The sequence below is a fragment of the Magnetococcales bacterium genome, assembly GCA_015228935.1.
Classification (GTDB): Bacteria; Pseudomonadota; Magnetococcia; order Magnetococcales; family DC0425bin3; genus HA3dbin3.
Genome location: JADGCO010000002.1, coordinates 1 through 16250 on the forward strand (window position 1 = coordinate 1; position 16250 = coordinate 16250).

The window sequence follows — 16250 nt, forward strand, 5'->3', positions numbered from 1 at the left end:
GCACAGCCCTTCCTCCTGGACCTCCATCCCAGTTTTTCATTCTTTTTTTTGAAATCAACGAGTTATTTGACAGCCTCTGAGTCTTACCCCTGAGGCAGTTCCTGACGGGGTGGTCATTCCGAAAGAGTCTTCCACTTCTGGATGAAATAAAGTTGGCAACATGCCACTCCCTGTTCAGATCAATCGCTTCCTGATTGATCACTTCCAGATCGTCCAAGCCCCAATCACAATAAAGCCGACCCCGGCCACCAGTTTCAAGGTTTCAGGGGTGACGAAGCGGGCGACCAATCCTCCTGCCAGAACGCCGATGGCCGAGGTGGCAACGAGGGCAAGCGATGCCCCAAAGAACACCACCCAGAGATTGGCCTTGCCATCCGCAGCAAACAACAGTGTCGCCAGTTGGGTCTTGTCACCCAATTCTGCCAGAAAAACGGTGGTAAATACGGTCAATAAAAGCTTTCCGTCCATGTTTTTTATCTCCTGACCAGAAAAACGACTCCTCTACAGCAAATCTGAATATCCAATATCAAAATATAAGTATTTTAAAATCAACTCAACTATAAAACAATATGTTCCAATGGTGACCTGTTTCAGGGTTCATGCAGGAGACCGGAAAGATGCCCTGTGTGTGAAATCCAGATCAAAAAAATACACCTGCGAGCCAGTGTACCCGGAACGGGATTTTATGGCAATATGATCCGTGCAACGCATGGCAGAGGCTGTTAATCTGAGCGTGGGAAGGATACGATAATCCCTGAACAGATACGGCATCATGCAATGGTAACCGGTTGTTATAAATTGCATATTCCAGGGATTTCAAAAAATGGATTCAGGATGTTTGCCGTGGAAAGGTCGGGATTGAAATTGAATCGCCAGAGGGGAAGGAGGGGAGGATAAAGAACCATGTGGAACTTCATGTGGAACTTGTTGAAGCATTCATTAACCGTGGCAGAACGGTTCGTCCTTGTTATGAGCGTCGGTGCATTTTTATTGACACTCCAACCTCTCTCTGCCAGGAGCGAGGAACTGGTCATATTGAACTGGGCTGAATATATGGATCAGGAACTCCTGGCTGAATTTGAAAAGGAGACCCGGATCCATGTACGCGAGGTGTTTTATCAAACCGAAGATGGACGTGATGGCATGCTTGCCCAGACCAATGGAGTCGGGTATGACGTGGTCGTCGTGCAGGCCAAGGATATTCAGGCCTATGTCCGTTCCAAATGGCTGGCTCCCATCCCGGAAGACAAAATTCCCAATCTGACCCATATTCCCCGTAAATGGCGCACGACCTATCCAGAAACGGCAACGTATGGCGTACCCTGGCAGTGGGGAACGTTTGGGATCGCTTACCGCAAGGATCTGGTGAAAAAAGAGGTCACGAGCTGGATGGACTTTTTCCGACCGGCACCGGAGTTGAAAAATCGTCTTATGATGCTTAGTGATGCCATGGTGATGCGCACCCTGGCCATGAAAGCTTCCGGCTATTCGAGCAATGATTTTACCGAACCACATCTGCAAGAGGCTGCCAAACTGTTGCGTGCCCAAAAACCCTTTGTAAACACTTATGGTTATCTCGGTCTGGGCGAACAATCCCCCCTTCTGACCGGCCAATATTGGATGGCGTTATTGTTCAATGGCGATGCCATTACCCTGGCCAAGCAAAATCCCAATGTCGCGTTTTCAGTCCCCAAAGAAGGTACCCTGCTGTGGGAGGATTGTTTTGCGATTCTGGAAGCTTCCAATAAGAAAGACCTTGCAGCCCAGTTCATTGACTTTCTGATGCGACCAAAAAATGCCGCCAAATTGGCGGAATTCACCAACTATGCCTCGGTCAATGATGCGGTCAAGCCGTTCCTTTCGCCAGAACATGTGAACAATCCGGTCATTCATCCACCCCAGGAAATCATGGACCGCTCGGAATTTCCCCAAAATCCCCCGGCCAAGGTGGTCAGTACCTTCAAGACTCTGCAAATGCAGTTGATGCGTAAAGAGTGATTTGGACATCAGGAACCAACCATGAAACTGCGCCGTCAATTGGCCATCACTCTGCTGCCCATGGTGCTGGTTCCGCTTTTTGTTTTGGGATGGATAGCCATTGAATACACAGTGGAAACACGCAAACAATCCATGTTTGCCGAAATCGATAATCTTTTGCAACAGACCGAGATCAACTCCAAAAATTATCTTGCCACGATTCGGGCCAATCTTTCCCTGTTTGCCCGTGCCAAGACTCTGACCAATTATATCGGGGTCGAAGATGATGAAACACGCTACACGGTATTGCAGGCCCCACTCCTGCAACTCTTTGCCGATTATGCCGAAGCCTTTCCGGAATACACGGAAATTCGCGTCATCAAGCCCAGTGGCGAGGAAGATGCCCGCTTTGTCAGCCAGGATGTCGTCAACAGGACTGAAAATGAGAGCCAGACGCCCTATTTTAAAAATCTGCAAAAATCCGGTGAAAAAATTCATACTGAATTTATTGTCAACCCGGATAATGATCAGGCCGCCCTGTTTGTTGCCAGACTGGTCAAGTCCACCAGTTTTGAAAGAGAGGGGCAGGGAAAACCTCCCCTGGAAGCCTATCTGGCCTTGACGGTGCGGCCTGATTTTCTGTCGTCACAGGTGAAAAATCTGCATATTGGCAAAAACGGATTTGCCTTTTTTGTCGATGAGAGTGGACGCATTCTCATCGGACCAGGATGGCGAACCTTGCCAAAAAATGTCCCGGACACCATTTGGTCGGTACTGGACTCTCTGGCAGACAAGAATCATTTCGGGCAAATTGCCTGGTTGAATTCACGTTTCGCGATCAAGGGAATGACCCTTGACGATGACATTCATCTATTTGTTGTTATTGATGAAAAGGAATTGACGGAAGGAACCAGGGATCTTTATTACAAAATCATGGGGGTGATTATTCTGGCGTCAGTTTTTCTTTTGATATTACTCTATAGTGTATTGCAACATCAGTTTGTGGTGCCACTTGTTCAATTGTCTACGGCCAGCCAGGAGATCGGACGCGGCAATCTGCAAATTGAATTGCCGGTATTGCGCCACAAAAATGAATTGGGCATCCTGGTGGGGTCTTTTCATAAAATGGTGCAGAATCTCAAAGATTTGCACAAAGAAATGCACGATTATGCCCTGCACCTGGAAGGCAAAGTGGATGAACGCACGGCAGAGTTGAATGCAACCAACAGTGAACTGAAAATGTCTTTGAAAAGTCTTGCCCTGGCCAAACAGATCGCCGAAGACGCCAGTCGCAGCAAAAGTGAATTTTTGGCCAATATGAGTCACGAGATACGCACCCCCATGAATGCCATCATCGGACTCTCCCAACTGGCACTCCAGACCAGATTGCATCCACAAACCCGTGATTATCTAAGTAAAATTGCCAGCTCATCCCGCTCACTTCTGCGAATCATCAACGATATTCTCGATTTTTCCAAGATCGAGGCCGGAAAACTGGAATTGGAGTTGAAGGAATTCTTCCTGCGTGACGTGTTGGAACACCTCGTGGATTTGTTTCGCGCCAAGGTTGCGGAAAAAAACATTGAATTGATCATCCGGGTGGCTGCGGAGTGTCAACTGGTTCTGATTGGTGATTCCCTGCGCCTGGAGCAGGTCCTGTTGAACCTGATCAGCAATGCCATCAAATTCACTGCCCAGGGTGAAATTGAAGTGGGTGTTCAGACAGTTCATGAAACAGACACCGGTATCATCCTGGAATTTTTTGTGCGTGACAGCGGTATCGGCATGACCCCCGAACAGTCGGCCAAACTGTTTGCCCCGTTTACCCAGGCCGATGCCTCCACCACCCGCAAGTATGGCGGCACGGGGTTGGGGTTGGCCATTTCCAAACGCCTCGTGGAAATGATGGATGGCCGAATCTGGGTGGAGAGTCGATCCGGAGAGGGAAGTATTTTTCGTTTTACTGTCCATTTGCAGCGTCAACCGGCTGGAACCGGCGATGACATGACACTTCCCACCGGGCTTGCACCGCTCAAGGTTCTGGTTGTAGAGGACACGGCCACAGTCCGGTTGGCTCTGCTGGAAATGTTGCAGGTATTCAATTTTACAGCCAAGGCTGTCAGTTCTGCTCCGGAAGCTCTCGATACGGTACGACGTGGCTTGGCCACGGACGATTTCTGGCACCTGTTGCTGGTGGATTGGTCCCTGTCAACCCAGGATGGAATTGCCCTGGTACAACAACTTCTGGAAATCATTCCCGCCCATAAAGCGCCCAAATCGATCCTGATGGTTCCCTTCGGTCAGGAAGAAAAGATCAATCTGACGGCCCGGGCAGCGGGGGTGACCGCCTTGTTGACCAAACCTGCCAACTGTTCAACCCTGTTTGACACCATCATGGAAGTGTTTGGCCATCAAACGGCCAAGACACATCGTCCCCAGTCCAACCACGTTGATCCTCGCAATATTGCCAACCAGATCAGTGGGGCACGGGTGTTGCTGGTGGAGGATAATTCCATCAACCAACAGGTGGCCGGAGAAATATTGCGCATGGTTGGTCTACAGGTGGATCTTGCTGAAAATGGCCTGGAAGCGGTTCGCAAGGTTGCCAGGACAGAGTATGCCGCAGTCTTGATGGATATCCAGATGCCGGAGATGGATGGCTACGAAGCCACACGCCAGATCCGGAACGAGGCACGTTTTGCCACTCTGCCCATCATTGCCATGACCGCCCATGCCATGGCGGGAGATCGGGAAAAATGTCTGGCCGCCGGCATGAATGATCATGTCACCAAACCTATCGACCAAAAACAACTTTTTACAGTCCTGACCCACTGGATCGATCCACAGAAAAGGGGGAAATTGGCTGTGCCTGCTACCATACTTGACCAACCTGCCGATTTGGAAGAATCAGTTGTCCCGACTCTGGACACCTTGCCCGGCATCAACCTGACGTCCGCCCTGGAGAGGGTCAACAACAACCAGGAAATTTTGCGCTCCATTCTGGTGGAATTTCAACACAGTTTTGCCGATACTTCTGATAAGATCCGCGAAAAAATGTCGAGTAAGGATCAGAATGATTGGTCAACCGCCCAACGCTTGGCCCACTCTGTCAAGGGGGTGGCCGGCAACCTTTCTGCCCAGGATTTGTTCAATGCGGCCCGTGATCTGGAGGTTGGAATTCGCGACAATCACCAGGAACGCTGGCCGACATTGTTGGAAACGTTCACGGTTGCTCACCAGACGGTTTTAAATTCCATTGGTATCTGGATCCAGGAGGACAGGAAAGAATCTGCTTCGGAGATCCGGGCCATCGCACCTGTCGCTGCCATCGACCTGACCGTCGTTACACCGCATCTGCAAAAATTGCGGGTGCTGATCCAGGAAACCGACGCCGAGGCGCAGGGATCTTTCGATGCCGTCAAGCCCCTGCTGCGCGACTCTGCGGCCTTGCAGGATGAACTCACCCGCCTGGAGGAGGCCCTGGCAAGCTTTGATTTTTCCAGTGCCGAAACAGCCTTGCAGGCGCTGGCATCCAGGCTCGGAATTCCCCTGGCCTGAATCCGGGATACCACCTGAATTAAAATCAATGTCACATCATTGAGATGCCGGAACGCCGCTCCCCGAACATCCGCTTGCAAAAATTTCGTCAATCGACCCGGCATCCAGGATTTTGTCGCTCCACTGCTCCAGAGATGCCAGATCAGCAGCTTCCACCGTGTCATGAATACCCTTGGATAGCGGACCAAAACGCCGTTGGAGTAGACGAAGAAGAATATTGACTGCCTCTTCTTGGCGACCCTTTTCACGGCCTATTTCCATACCAATGCGTTCCACACTTGAGATGTAGGGCATATTTTGATTCTCCTCCATGTCATGAATCTCATGTCGAAACCGCTTGTCGATCTCTTCCGGTAAGCGGAGTACCCAATCGATAAAGCGAAAAATATCAATAACCTGTTGGCGACTGAAGCCCCGCTTGTACAAACTTCGGACCAGGGATAATTTTATTTGATAACGATCTTCTGGTCGATGCCTGGTCTTTTTGGCGTGCAGATGAGCCAACGTGACAACGGAAAACGGATTGTCGGATTGTTCCAGATCGGCCTGATGTTCCAGATAATCCAACAATTTGACGGTGAAAAACTCGTAGATCAGGCTTTTTCCCCACAATGTACGCCTGTACTCCGAAGGACGCCAACCGCTTTCTTCATCAGCCAGAATTGCCAAACCGACCACGGGCTTTTGTTGCAGGTCGTAGGCTCGATACTGGCAGGTGTACATTCTGTTCTCAAATTTGGATACCCGGTCTCCCTGGATTTCGATATGGATCAGCACCCAATGTTCATCACCATTGCGTTGCCATACCTTGACCAGCTTGTCCATGCGCCGGTCGCCAATTTCTGCTTCGCGGGTGATGCTGGCCAACTCGGTATCCAAAAATTCGTAACCACGTTCCCAATCAATGTCGTCATGCGCGATTGGCAGAAAAAAGGCCAGAAAATCCTTGAAGTAGGTTTCCAGGATATCTTTCCACGGGGTATCAAAGGAATCTCTTGCAGGTTTGTCGTAGCTGGTCGGCATGGGAAACTCTTGACGCGATTGGGTGTTGATTTTTTTACCTTTGGGGTACCATACTTCGAGGCATGCATTTCCTGGATCCAAAAACAGATTTTGTCTGCCAGACAGGCACCGGCCCTGACCGCTGACAGCGTGATGCAACAAGAAAAATATCCGCGCCAAGAGGGAACCATGCAACAAGGTGTCACGCCCCGGATCATGATTTCCGCCACCCGCAAAAGCTCCGGTAAGACCTTGTTGTCGCTGGGCCTTGCCGCATTGTTGACACGCCGGGGAGTGGCGGTCCAGACTTTCAAGAAGGGGCCGGACTTCATTGATCCCAAATGGTTGACCGCCGCCACGGGCCGCCCTTGTGTCAATCTGGATTTTTATATCATGGGCGGGGAGAAGATCCACGGCCTCTTTCAGCAGGCTGCCACCGGGGCGGACGTATGCTTGGTGGAAGGCAACCACGGATTGTTCGATGGCCAGGATGCCGAGGGCAAGGATTGCAGCGCCGCCCTGGCCAAATGGCTGGAAACCCCCGTGGTGCTGGTGGTGGATTGCCGGAATCTGGCCCGCAGCATTGCGCCCCTGGTCTGTGGTCACCTGCACTTTCCCGGCGGCGATGTCATCGTTGGCGTGATCCTGAACAATGTCGCAACATCCCGGCAGGAAAGTCGCCTGCGCACCGTTCTGGAGCGCTACTGTCCCACCCCGATTCTGGGCGTTTTGCCCCGCTCCGACACCATGGTGATCCATGAACGACACCTGGGATTGACCCCCACGGAAGAAGGCTCCGAACTGGAGCGCACCATAGCACGCATTTCCGACCATGTGGCCCACCATATCGATCCGGAAATAATCTTGAAACTGGCCCGCCAGGTCACCCCACCCGGTTGGCGGGCACCTCCTCCCCTCCCCTCGCCTCTTGCCCCGCCCATGCCCGGAAAAACCCCACCCCGCCAGATCCGGGTCGGTTTTGCGGCGGATCGTGCCTTCCATTTTTATTATCCCGAAAATCTCCAGGCTCTGCGCAACCAGGGGGTGGAACTCGTCCCCTTCAATCTCCTGGAAGAGACCAACCTGCCGGAAGTGGATGGGCTGTTCATTGGTGGCGGTTTTCCGGAAATGTTCATGGAGACCCTGGCCGCCAATCAACGCATGCTGACCTCCCTGCACAAGGCCGCAACACGCGGCACCCCGATTTATGCCGAGTGCGGCGGACTCATGGTGTTGGCGGAAACCTTGCGCTGGGGCACCCAAGGGGTCCGCATGGCCGGCATTCTGCCCATCGATGTGGTCATGGAAAAACGCCCGCAAGGCTACGGTTACATGGAAATCGAAGGAACAGGCGAAGTACCCTGGCCTCCACCGGGCACAACCATACGCTGTCACGAATTTCACTATTCACACATCACCCGCATCGGCAAAGGGGTCCGCTACGCCTACCGGGTCCGACGCGGAACCGGCATCGATGGCCAGCACGATGGTTTGCTGCACCGGAACGTCCTGGCCTCCTATGCCCACATTCACGCCATCGGTGCCCCGTCATGGGCCGAATTTCTGGCCCATTTCTGGCGGACCGGAACCCCGAACCGGTGAAAAGCCAGGAAATGTACAGATTTTCCAAACCATTTCCGGCAAACCAGAACCCTGGACCGGCGATAGTCAGGAAATGTACAGATTTTCAAACCATTTCCGGTAAACCAGAACCCTGAACCCGTGAAAAGCTGAAGCAGGTGATTTTTAGCCTTGTTCCAATATCATGATATCGTGATATCCTGATATTCATTTACAGAGCATGCGGTCAAAGCCCACCGTGGACCACTCCGTCGCAAGCGCTGGAGCCACCAGGGTGCCTAAGACCGGCTCAGGTCCCGCAACCGGAAGGAGTTTGGATAGCAATGAAACTCGCGGTTCTCATCTACGAAGGTCCGTACAATCACGAAGCCTCCGACAGTGCCTATAACTTCATCCAGGCTGTCCTGGCCAAAGGGCATGAAATCCAGGGGATTTTCTTTTACCACGACGGGGTCTACAATGTGACCAGGTTGATGGAACCCCCCCAGGATGATCGGCATATTGCCAACCGCTGGTCGGAACTGGGTGCCAAAGGCATCGACATCGTTGTCTGCATCGCCGCCGCCAAACGCCGGGGTATCGTGGACGAGGTTCTGGTCCCGAATGTGCGCATTTCAGGCCTGGGACAACTCACCATGATGGCCATTGAGGCGGAACGCCTGGTGGTATTCGGGGACTGATCGGGAAAGGAACTTGAAAATGGCCAGCGATGTCAGAAAAATCATGTTCACCGTGCGCAAACCTCCGCACGGCAGCATTTATGTCTATGAAGGATTGGAAGTCAAGTTGATCATGGCCGCCTACGATGCCGATATTTCCGTCGTCTTCATGGACGATGGCGTCTATGCCATGAAAGCCGGACAGGATACCACCGAACTCGGCATCAAAGGATTTGAAAAGACATATGGGGTGCTGGTGGATTACGAAATCAGCAAGGTCTTTGTGGATCGGCAGTCCATGGAAGAGCGCGGCATGACCGAAGAGGACCTGCTCGTGATCGGCGAAGATGAAGAAACCGAAGAACCCGTGCGACCCAAAATGCTGGATACCGCCGAAATCGCCACCATGATGGCCGAACAACACAACATCCTCTGCTTCTGAGAGCCTATCCAGACGAGAAGGGAATCCCCAACATGCTCCACACCGTCAATAAATCCCCTTTTCAAAACGGCGCCCTGGAGAGCTGCCTGCGCTACGTACTCCCCGGTGATGTGATTTTGTTGTTGGAAGACGGGGTCATCGCTGCTGCCGCCGGAACCGCCAAATCCAATCTGATCGAAGGTGCCCTGAAAAAGAAAAACAGTGTCTACGCCATTGGTGCCGACCTCAAGGCACGCAGCCTGACCAACACCATCAAAGGTGTCCAGGTGACCGATTATGCCGGTTTCGTGGACCTGGTGGAAAAACATAAAACGCACGCATGGTTGTGACAGCCACTCGAAAATCGCCCTGTCCGCCCCGAAATGGAATGAAATGGACAAGGCAAGGCAAAATGGAATGGATACGGGGCAGGACGGGGCGGAGTGTAAATCGTAAAAATCACCCAAACCAGAGGGCAGTTGGTCCGGCAGTGAACGCACATGAGGAGGAGTTGATGTGGTTTTACTACGAATGGTGATGATCGTGTTGGCGGTCCTCATGGCCGGGACCGCTCGCGCCAATGACAATGCCACCAGTGACAACGCCGCCAATTCCCTGCTCTTGGCAAATGGCGATGTCCGTCTGCAAAAACCCAAAGGTGATGCCTGCATCCGCCCGACCGAGTGGATGCGACGCAATCACATGGATTTTTTGCAGCACAAACGGGCCGTGACGGTCCGGGAAGGTGCCCGCAAGCGGAGTGAAAGCCTGCTGCAATGCAAAAGTTGTCATCCCAGCCGGGAACAGTTTTGCGACCGGTGCCATGACTATGTGGGTGTGGAACCGAACTGCTTCGAATGCCACATCTACCCGGAATGACCGCCAACCCACAGGAACTTGAAGCCATGACGATGGACAGAAGAACGGTTCTCGGAATGGGCGGCGCGGCTGCCGTTGGCGTCCTGTTGGCGCCAGGTGTCCAGTTGATTGCCGCCCCCCCCAATGAGACAGCCGCCGCCAACGCCCACCGCTGGGCCATGCTGGTGGATATCACCAAATGCAATCCGGCCTGCACGGCCTGTATCGATGCCTGCCGCAAGGAAAACAACATCCCCCTGTTCGGAGATCCCGCCCGGGATATCCACTGGATCCGCAAAGTGGAAGTCCAGGACAAGGAGCGCCAGCGTCCCCCCTTCACCCTTCCCGTTTTGTGCAACCATTGCGAATACCCCCCCTGCGTCCATGTCTGTCCGACATCCGCCTCCTTCGTGCGCAAGGATGGTATCGTCCTGGTGGACGAGCATCGTTGCATCGGTTGCCGCTACTGCATGATCGCCTGCCCCTACAAGGCACGCTCCCTGGTCTACTTTCCGACCAAACCACCCAAGGATGGCAATCCACAAGTTCCCATCCGGGCCAAAGGGGTCGTGGAAAAATGTACCTTCTGCGTCCATCGCGTGGATGACGGTCAACCTCCCGCCTGCGTTGAAACCTGCCAACAGTCAGGTCACGCCGCCATGATGTTCGGCGATCTCAACGACCCGCAGTCCGAAATTTCCCAACGGGTGAAAACCCTGAGGACCGAAACCATCCGGCCAGACCTGGGTTTGAAACCCCATGTTCACTATCAGGGATTGTAGGGACGCACCATGATCAGCAACTACACTGCCATCGAAGGACAATCCTTCCGCTACTGGATCCTCCTGGGCATTCTGGGAGGGTTTTTCCTCCTGGGTTTCGGTGCCTTTGTCTACATGGAGGTCTACGGTCACGGCGTCAGCAACATGAACAACCAGGTGGTCTGGGGTGCCCCGCATGTATTTGCCATCTCCCTTCTGGTGATGGCCTCGGGTGCCTTGAATCTCGCCTCCATGGCCACTGTTTTTGCCGCCAAACATTACAAACAGTTCCGCCGTTTTTCCGCTTTCCTGGCCATCGTGCTGCTCGCCGGTGGCCTGACCGTTCTCCTGCTCGACCTGGGCAGACCCGACCGGCTCCTCCTGACCATGATCCATATGAACTTCCGCTCCATGTTCACCTGGAACGTGTTCCTCTACACCGGCTTCATCGTCCTGTGCTTCCTCTACCTGTGGTCCATGTTCGAGCATGAAAAATATGTCAAGATTGCCGGCAGTGCCGCCTTTGCCGGTCGTCTGATCCTGACCACCGGCACCGGCTCCATTTTTGGGGTTATTCATGCCCGGGAAGTGTTCCATTCCGCCATCACCGCCCCCACCTTCATTGCCGTCTCCCTGACCTCCGGCACGTCCATTTGTCTCCTGCTGCTCGTGGCAACCTTCCGCTACACAGGCCGCGATATGGACATGCGCCTGATCCATGGCATGCGCAACATGCTGACCTTTTTCACCCTGCTCGTGTTCTATCTGTTCGTGGTGGAAAAGTTTACCAAATATTATTCGCCGGCCTTTTACGAAGTGGAAGGGTGGATCCTGGCCGGTCCCTACAGCGGACTCTACTGGGGTGGCGTCATTCTTCTCGGCCTGTTTGCACCCCTGGCCATCCTGTTCAACCCGCGCATGAGCAACAAAATCAGTGGCATCATGACCGCTGCCTTCCTCTCCATTCTGGGTGAATTTGCCTTCGTTGCCCATGTCCTGATCGCGGGCCAGGCCTACCCCCTGCAACTCTTCCCGGGACACGAAGTCTCCAGTCTCTTCCTGGATGGCCAGTCGGCTGTCTACTCGCCAAGCTTTGTCGAACTTCTCCTGGGGCTGGGTGGTGTTGCCCTGGCGGGCATTCTCTACCTGCTGGGTATCCGCTTTTTCCGCCTCCTGCCGAAAAAAGCCGTGGCCCCGGAAGATTGGCATCCATGGAATCCCTGATCCTGCGTGGCTGATCTCACTTTGCATATGTACTCTGTTACCCCTCTCCCGTCCCGGGAGAGGGATTTCTTTTATGGCATCTTGATGTCGGAGTCGGCAATCCATGAGTACCTGGCCATTAGAACTGTTTGATTTTGCCTATATTCCGGATATGGACCAGGAACTGAACCGGTTGGCTGCACTTGCAGAAGATGAAGACTGGGAATACAAAAACAGTCCCGGCTTGGCAAAAAAAAGGCCGATCTTGCATAACTATATTAGATTCACCTATAAACGTCTCGCCGAAGAGGGACAAATTGAATTATCTGATGATGGACAAATGATCGTATTTGATACCGGACTGGTTACAAAAAATCAGGAACCCATTTTTGCGCTTTTCAGTCACAATTACATTCAAAACAGGCAACCATGGCATTTCAAAAAATGGTGCCGTAAGGGAGAGGGTGATTTAAATGTCTTTTCGGCTCTTCCCGATATGGCTCATTATTTTACCGATCCATCCAGCCTGATTTTTGATAGAAGGAAAGAGTTGAGAATCAATTATGAGCATATCATTCAAGACAACAAAGACAGATTTCCGGAACCTTACAAGTCGATGGAAGATCATACTTTGCAAATATTTCTTAAAGGGTACATTGACAACGTCAAGGAGAGGATAAAAAGAAACTACAAGACAGCCGTGCCGCAATATTATAATGGCAACATTCAATTGCTCCTGCCTCTCTGCATGAGCAGTCCGAGTCGGGCTGATCTGGCCCTGGTGGCGGAAAACAAGGGAAATTTCTACCGTATCGCAACCTGTCTGACCCTTGATATGGCCTACAACAATGCCAGGCAGTTGGCCAGACCGGATAAGGATTGGCTGCAACCTTGAAATGGTGCGGCTGCTGGCAGGAATCAAGTGACAGGGGTGGGAAATTGACGCAATCCATGCGATAATCGGCTTTTTGTCGAGTTTCGTGTGTCAATCCTTCAGGACAAGCCGGTCGAGAAAATTTCAAAATGGCGTCAGGAACCAGCATCATGCAGTGGGATGTCAAGCAGATACGTTCCCGATCCCTTGTGGGTATCGCCAGGGTGCTGAATGTCACCCTGGTTTTGACCATCTCCTATACTCTCGCCAATATCGTCTTGAACTGGATGCACGGTCAAAACGAGGAAGGATTGCCCATCTCCCGGAAGATATCCGAGAAAACTGGAGATAAATCATCTGCTTCTGCCAATGCATCCCGCCAGAACGTATTGGCCGGCCTCAACCTGTTTGGCGGTGGTTCAGGAATCCTGCCCAACTCGGCTACGGGCACTGAATCCGGCAACCAGGCTCTCCCGGAAACCCGCCTGGAAATCCAGATTATCGGTATCTTTTTTTCCGAAGGACCGGGCAACAATGGCCGCGCCCTGATCAAAACCGGCCCGGATGAAGAACGAACCTACCGAGTCGATGAGCAAATCTCCGGTGGTATTCGCATCAAAAAAATCCTGACCGACCACGTCATCCTCGAACGAGATGGACAAAGTGAAATCTTGCGTCTGCCCAAATCCGCCCTGTCTGCCAACCAGGTCGGACAAGGGAAAAATCCTGCACAAAGTCAGAAAAAAACTAGTAGTTCCAGTGATTTATTAAGAAAATTACGGGATCAGTTGCGTCTCAGTCCGGAATCCGTGCTGGAAATGGTACGCATTGACCCTTACTATGTTGGCGGTAAATTTGAAGGGTTCAAATTGCAACCCGGAAAAGATGCCGGATTTCTGAAACAATTTGGACTGGAGGCCGGGGACGTTGTCTTCGAAGTCAACGACGTTCAAATGACCGACCCCCTGAAAGGAATGGAAGCCATGGCACAATTGGCATCTGCCCATGCCATCTCCCTGCGGGTCAAGCGGGGAATCAACATCGTCTCTTATGAATTTTCCCTTGACCAGTAACGATTTCCAGATGTCGTTTCGGATCGCTCATGTCTGATATATTCTCAGGTTTGAACACATGTCGGGGATGGAAACGGGGTCTGTTTGCCCTGCTCGTGTCCCTCTGGTGGCCATCAACAGCCATAACGGCCAATTTTACCCTCAATCTCCAGGGAGCAGAACTGCGAACCCTCATCGAGACAGTCTCCGAGGCCACCGGGAAAAATTTTATCCTCGATCCCAGTGTCAAAGGGAAAGTGACCGTCGTCTCCTCCCAACCCATGACTGCGGATCAGCTTTACCAGGTTTTTCTGTCAATCCTGGAAGTCCATGGCTTCATTGCCGTACCCTCGGGCGGGGCCATCAAGATCATCCCTGACAACAAAATCAATTTCAGCAGCATGCCCGGTGATCACCAAAAACCGGATCCCGCCGCTCCCGGCGGTGATACCATGGTCCGCATCTTTCCACTAAAACACGTCGATGCGGCCAAACTGCTGCCGGTGCTGCGTCCCCTGGTTTCCCCCAAGGGGTTCGTCTCCTCCGTGGACGGAAGCAACCTGTTGATTGTCTCTGATTTTGCGAATACAATTGGACGCCTGGATCACATTCTGCGCCGGGTCGATCACCCTTCTTCCGGTGAAGTGGAGGTGATACCCCTGGAACATGCCGCAGCCGTTGACATGCTCCGGGTGTTGCAATCCCTGGAAGGACCCGCTGCCAAAGGTGGATCAGCCGGTGCCTCCCTGACCCAACCCACCTTTGCCGTAGATGAAAGAACCAACAGCATTCTCCTGGGTGGCGACAAGGAAACCCGGATCCGTCTGCGCACCCTGATCATGCATCTGGATACCCCGGTTGATATCATCGGCAATACCCAGGTGGTCTACCTGCGCTACGCCAAGGCGGAAACCATGGTGAAGGTTCTGGCCAGCATCGGGGAGGATTTTGCCAAAAAAGCCAAGGGAGAGGCCCCGGCAGCATCCCGCAGCTCCGTGAATGTGCAACCTTTCGAGAGTGCCAATGCCCTGGTGATCACCGCCCCACCCGATCTGTTGCGCACCATGCGCACCGTCATTGAAAGGCTGGATGTGCGGCGAGCCCAGGTGCAGGTGGAGGCCATCATCGCCGAAATCAACACCGACAAGGCTGCCGAATTGGGCGTACAGTGGAACCGCGTCCCCCCCAACATGAGCGGTGCCACCTGGAGTACCAATTTTGACAAAAACAACCAGGGCATCGTCAACCTGAGCGGTGCCAAGGGAGGTGTCCCCAACCTCTCCCAGATCGGCAGTGGTCTGAGTCTGGGATTCATCGACGGAACTTCAACCATATTCGGCTCGCAATTCGTCAACCTGAGTGCCTTGTTGCGCGTCCTCCGCTCTGACAACACCACCAACATTCTCCAGACACCGACCATCGTCACCATGGACAACGAGGCCGCCGAAATCATCGTGGCGGAAAATGTCCCATTCGTCACCGGCAGCTATACCACGGCCAATAACGTGGTTTCCAATCCATTCCAGACCATCAAACGGGAAAATGTCGGTCTGATCCTGAAAGTGACACCCCAAATCAACGAAGGAAATTCCATCCGGCTCGATATTCAACAAGAGCTGTCCGATGTCAAAGACACGCCGACCTTGGGAGCGGAAGGGGTCGTGACCAATACCCGTTCCATAAAAACCGCCGTCATGGTGGAGGATGGACAGGTCCTGATTCTGGGTGGACTCATTCGGGATAAACAACAAAAAAGCAACGACAGGGTCCCCATTCTGGGAGATATTCCGGTTCTGGGTCAGCTTTTCCGGTACGAACGCAATGTCAATGGCAAAACCAACCTGATGGTTTTCCTGAAGCCTTCCATCCTCCGCAATGTCCATGACGGCAATAACGTCACCCGTGACAAATACAAGATCATTCGTGACCGGCAACTCACCATGCCCTCCAGTACTGGCTTCATGGGCCTGGAAGAGAGAACTCCTGTACTGCCGGATATGCATCAATTTTTGGGGCAAGCCAAGGGAACGCCGGAAAACTGGCGTGGCGTGCCGGGGCAACAGCCTCCGCTCGCCTTGCAACCCCCCCCCAGCCTGCGTGATGAGGCCATGCCACAATCCTGGAGAGACAATGGGCGTTCCGCCATGACACCTCCCGCCCCCAGGATGCCTTCGACCAGCGTTGCCGGTCCGCCTGACCCGGAAAGCATCCCGCCCCCGGTGGAACGATCACCCACGATCCACCAGGATACCCGTGATTATGCGGATTGATCGATACCAGGATATATCCATGATAATGCAACCC

At 52.8% G+C, this 16250-nt stretch carries 14 protein-coding genes; 12 read left to right on the top strand and 2 right to left on the bottom strand.

Annotation, left to right across the window (positions count from 1 at the left end; genetic code table 11):
* Positions 1 to 198 precede the first annotated feature (198 nt).
* Entirely contained in the window at positions 199 to 468 is a 270-nt protein-coding gene (locus tag HQL65_01280; protein ID MBF0134844.1) for a TMEM165/GDT1 family protein, read from the bottom strand.
* A 435-nt stretch (positions 469 to 903) separates the two neighbouring features.
* Here HQL65_01280 and HQL65_01285 point away from each other — a divergent pair, with 435 nt between their 5' ends.
* Both HQL65_01285 and HQL65_01290 read left to right on the top strand, forming a co-directional pair.
* A complete protein-coding gene (locus tag HQL65_01285; protein ID MBF0134845.1) occupies positions 904 to 1998 on the top strand; it encodes a spermidine/putrescine ABC transporter substrate-binding protein in 1095 nt (364 codons plus the stop codon).
* Positions 1999 to 2019: 21 nt separating this feature from the next.
* The gene (locus HQL65_01290) at positions 2020 to 5535 is read left to right on the top strand and encodes a response regulator (protein ID MBF0134846.1); all 3516 of its coding nucleotides are present in this window, start codon (positions 2020 to 2022) and stop codon (positions 5533 to 5535) included.
* A gap of 36 nt (positions 5536 to 5571) precedes the next feature.
* Here HQL65_01290 and HQL65_01295 read toward each other — a convergent pair whose 3' ends face one another.
* Positions 5572 to 6558 carry a DUF4351 domain-containing protein gene (locus HQL65_01295; GenBank protein MBF0134847.1) on the bottom strand — a complete coding sequence of 329 codons (987 nt, stop codon included), beginning with the start codon at positions 6556 to 6558 and terminating at the stop codon, positions 5572 to 5574.
* 9 nt (positions 6559 to 6567) lie between these two features.
* Between HQL65_01295 and HQL65_01300 the strand changes: the two genes are divergently transcribed.
* From HQL65_01300 to gspD, 10 genes are all read left to right on the top strand, one after another.
* A complete protein-coding gene (locus HQL65_01300; GenBank protein ID MBF0134848.1) occupies positions 6568 to 8139 on the top strand; it encodes a cobyrinate a,c-diamide synthase in 1572 nt (523 codons plus the stop codon).
* Positions 8140 to 8441: 302 nt separating this feature from the next.
* Positions 8442 to 8798, top strand: coding sequence for a sulfurtransferase complex subunit TusD (gene tusD / locus HQL65_01305; protein MBF0134849.1), 357 nt, complete (start codon positions 8442 to 8444; stop codon positions 8796 to 8798).
* Between the two features lie 19 nt (positions 8799 to 8817).
* Positions 8818 to 9219 carry a DsrE family protein gene (locus HQL65_01310; protein ID MBF0134850.1) on the top strand — a complete coding sequence of 134 codons (402 nt, stop codon included), beginning with the start codon at positions 8818 to 8820 and terminating at the stop codon, positions 9217 to 9219.
* Between the two features lie 32 nt (positions 9220 to 9251).
* Positions 9252 to 9548 (top strand): sulfurtransferase complex subunit TusB, encoded by a 297-nt coding sequence (gene dsrH / locus HQL65_01315; GenBank protein MBF0134851.1) that lies wholly within the window; start codon positions 9252 to 9254, stop codon positions 9546 to 9548.
* A gap of 166 nt (positions 9549 to 9714) precedes the next feature.
* Positions 9715 to 10077 (top strand): hypothetical protein, encoded by a 363-nt coding sequence (locus HQL65_01320; protein ID MBF0134852.1) that lies wholly within the window; start codon positions 9715 to 9717, stop codon positions 10075 to 10077.
* A 26-nt stretch (positions 10078 to 10103) separates the two neighbouring features.
* Positions 10104 to 10838, top strand: a complete 735-nt coding sequence (locus HQL65_01325; GenBank protein ID MBF0134853.1) for a 4Fe-4S dicluster domain-containing protein — start codon at positions 10104 to 10106, stop codon at positions 10836 to 10838.
* Positions 10839 to 10847: 9 nt separating this feature from the next.
* On the top strand, positions 10848 to 12041 hold the full coding sequence (gene nrfD / locus HQL65_01330; protein ID MBF0134854.1) for a polysulfide reductase NrfD: 1194 nt from the start codon (positions 10848 to 10850) through the stop codon (positions 12039 to 12041).
* Between the two features lie 103 nt (positions 12042 to 12144).
* Positions 12145 to 12915: a DUF3825 domain-containing protein gene (locus HQL65_01335; GenBank protein MBF0134855.1), complete on the top strand. Its 771-nt coding sequence runs from the start codon at positions 12145 to 12147 to the stop codon at positions 12913 to 12915.
* Positions 12916 to 13064: 149 nt separating this feature from the next.
* Entirely contained in the window at positions 13065 to 13967 is a 903-nt protein-coding gene (locus HQL65_01340) for a hypothetical protein (GenBank protein ID MBF0134856.1), read from the top strand.
* Between the two features lie 29 nt (positions 13968 to 13996).
* Positions 13997 to 16216, top strand: coding sequence for a type II secretion system secretin GspD (gene gspD / locus HQL65_01345; protein ID MBF0134857.1), 2220 nt, complete (start codon positions 13997 to 13999; stop codon positions 16214 to 16216).
* The last annotated feature ends 34 nt before the right edge of the window (positions 16217 to 16250 follow it).

Coding starts and splice junctions, on each gene's coding strand:
- HQL65_01280 (MBF0134844.1), bottom strand. CDS start 468: ATGGACGGAAAGCTTTTATTGACCGTATTTACCACCGTTTTTCTGGCA.
- HQL65_01340 (MBF0134856.1), top strand. CDS start 13,065: ATGCAGTGGGATGTCAAGCAGATACGTTCCCGATCCCTTGTGGGTATC.
- dsrH (MBF0134851.1), top strand. CDS start 9,252: ATGCTCCACACCGTCAATAAATCCCCTTTTCAAAACGGCGCCCTGGAG.
- HQL65_01335 (MBF0134855.1), top strand. CDS start 12,145: ATGAGTACCTGGCCATTAGAACTGTTTGATTTTGCCTATATTCCGGAT.
- tusD (MBF0134849.1), top strand. CDS start 8,442: ATGAAACTCGCGGTTCTCATCTACGAAGGTCCGTACAATCACGAAGCC.
- HQL65_01290 (MBF0134846.1), top strand. CDS start 2,020: ATGAAACTGCGCCGTCAATTGGCCATCACTCTGCTGCCCATGGTGCTG.
- HQL65_01310 (MBF0134850.1), top strand. CDS start 8,818: ATGGCCAGCGATGTCAGAAAAATCATGTTCACCGTGCGCAAACCTCCG.
- gspD (MBF0134857.1), top strand. CDS start 13,997: ATGTCTGATATATTCTCAGGTTTGAACACATGTCGGGGATGGAAACGG.
- HQL65_01295 (MBF0134847.1), bottom strand. CDS start 6,558: ATGCCGACCAGCTACGACAAACCTGCAAGAGATTCCTTTGATACCCCG.
- HQL65_01285 (MBF0134845.1), top strand. CDS start 904: ATGTGGAACTTCATGTGGAACTTGTTGAAGCATTCATTAACCGTGGCA.
- HQL65_01325 (MBF0134853.1), top strand. CDS start 10,104: ATGACGATGGACAGAAGAACGGTTCTCGGAATGGGCGGCGCGGCTGCC.
- nrfD (MBF0134854.1), top strand. CDS start 10,848: ATGATCAGCAACTACACTGCCATCGAAGGACAATCCTTCCGCTACTGG.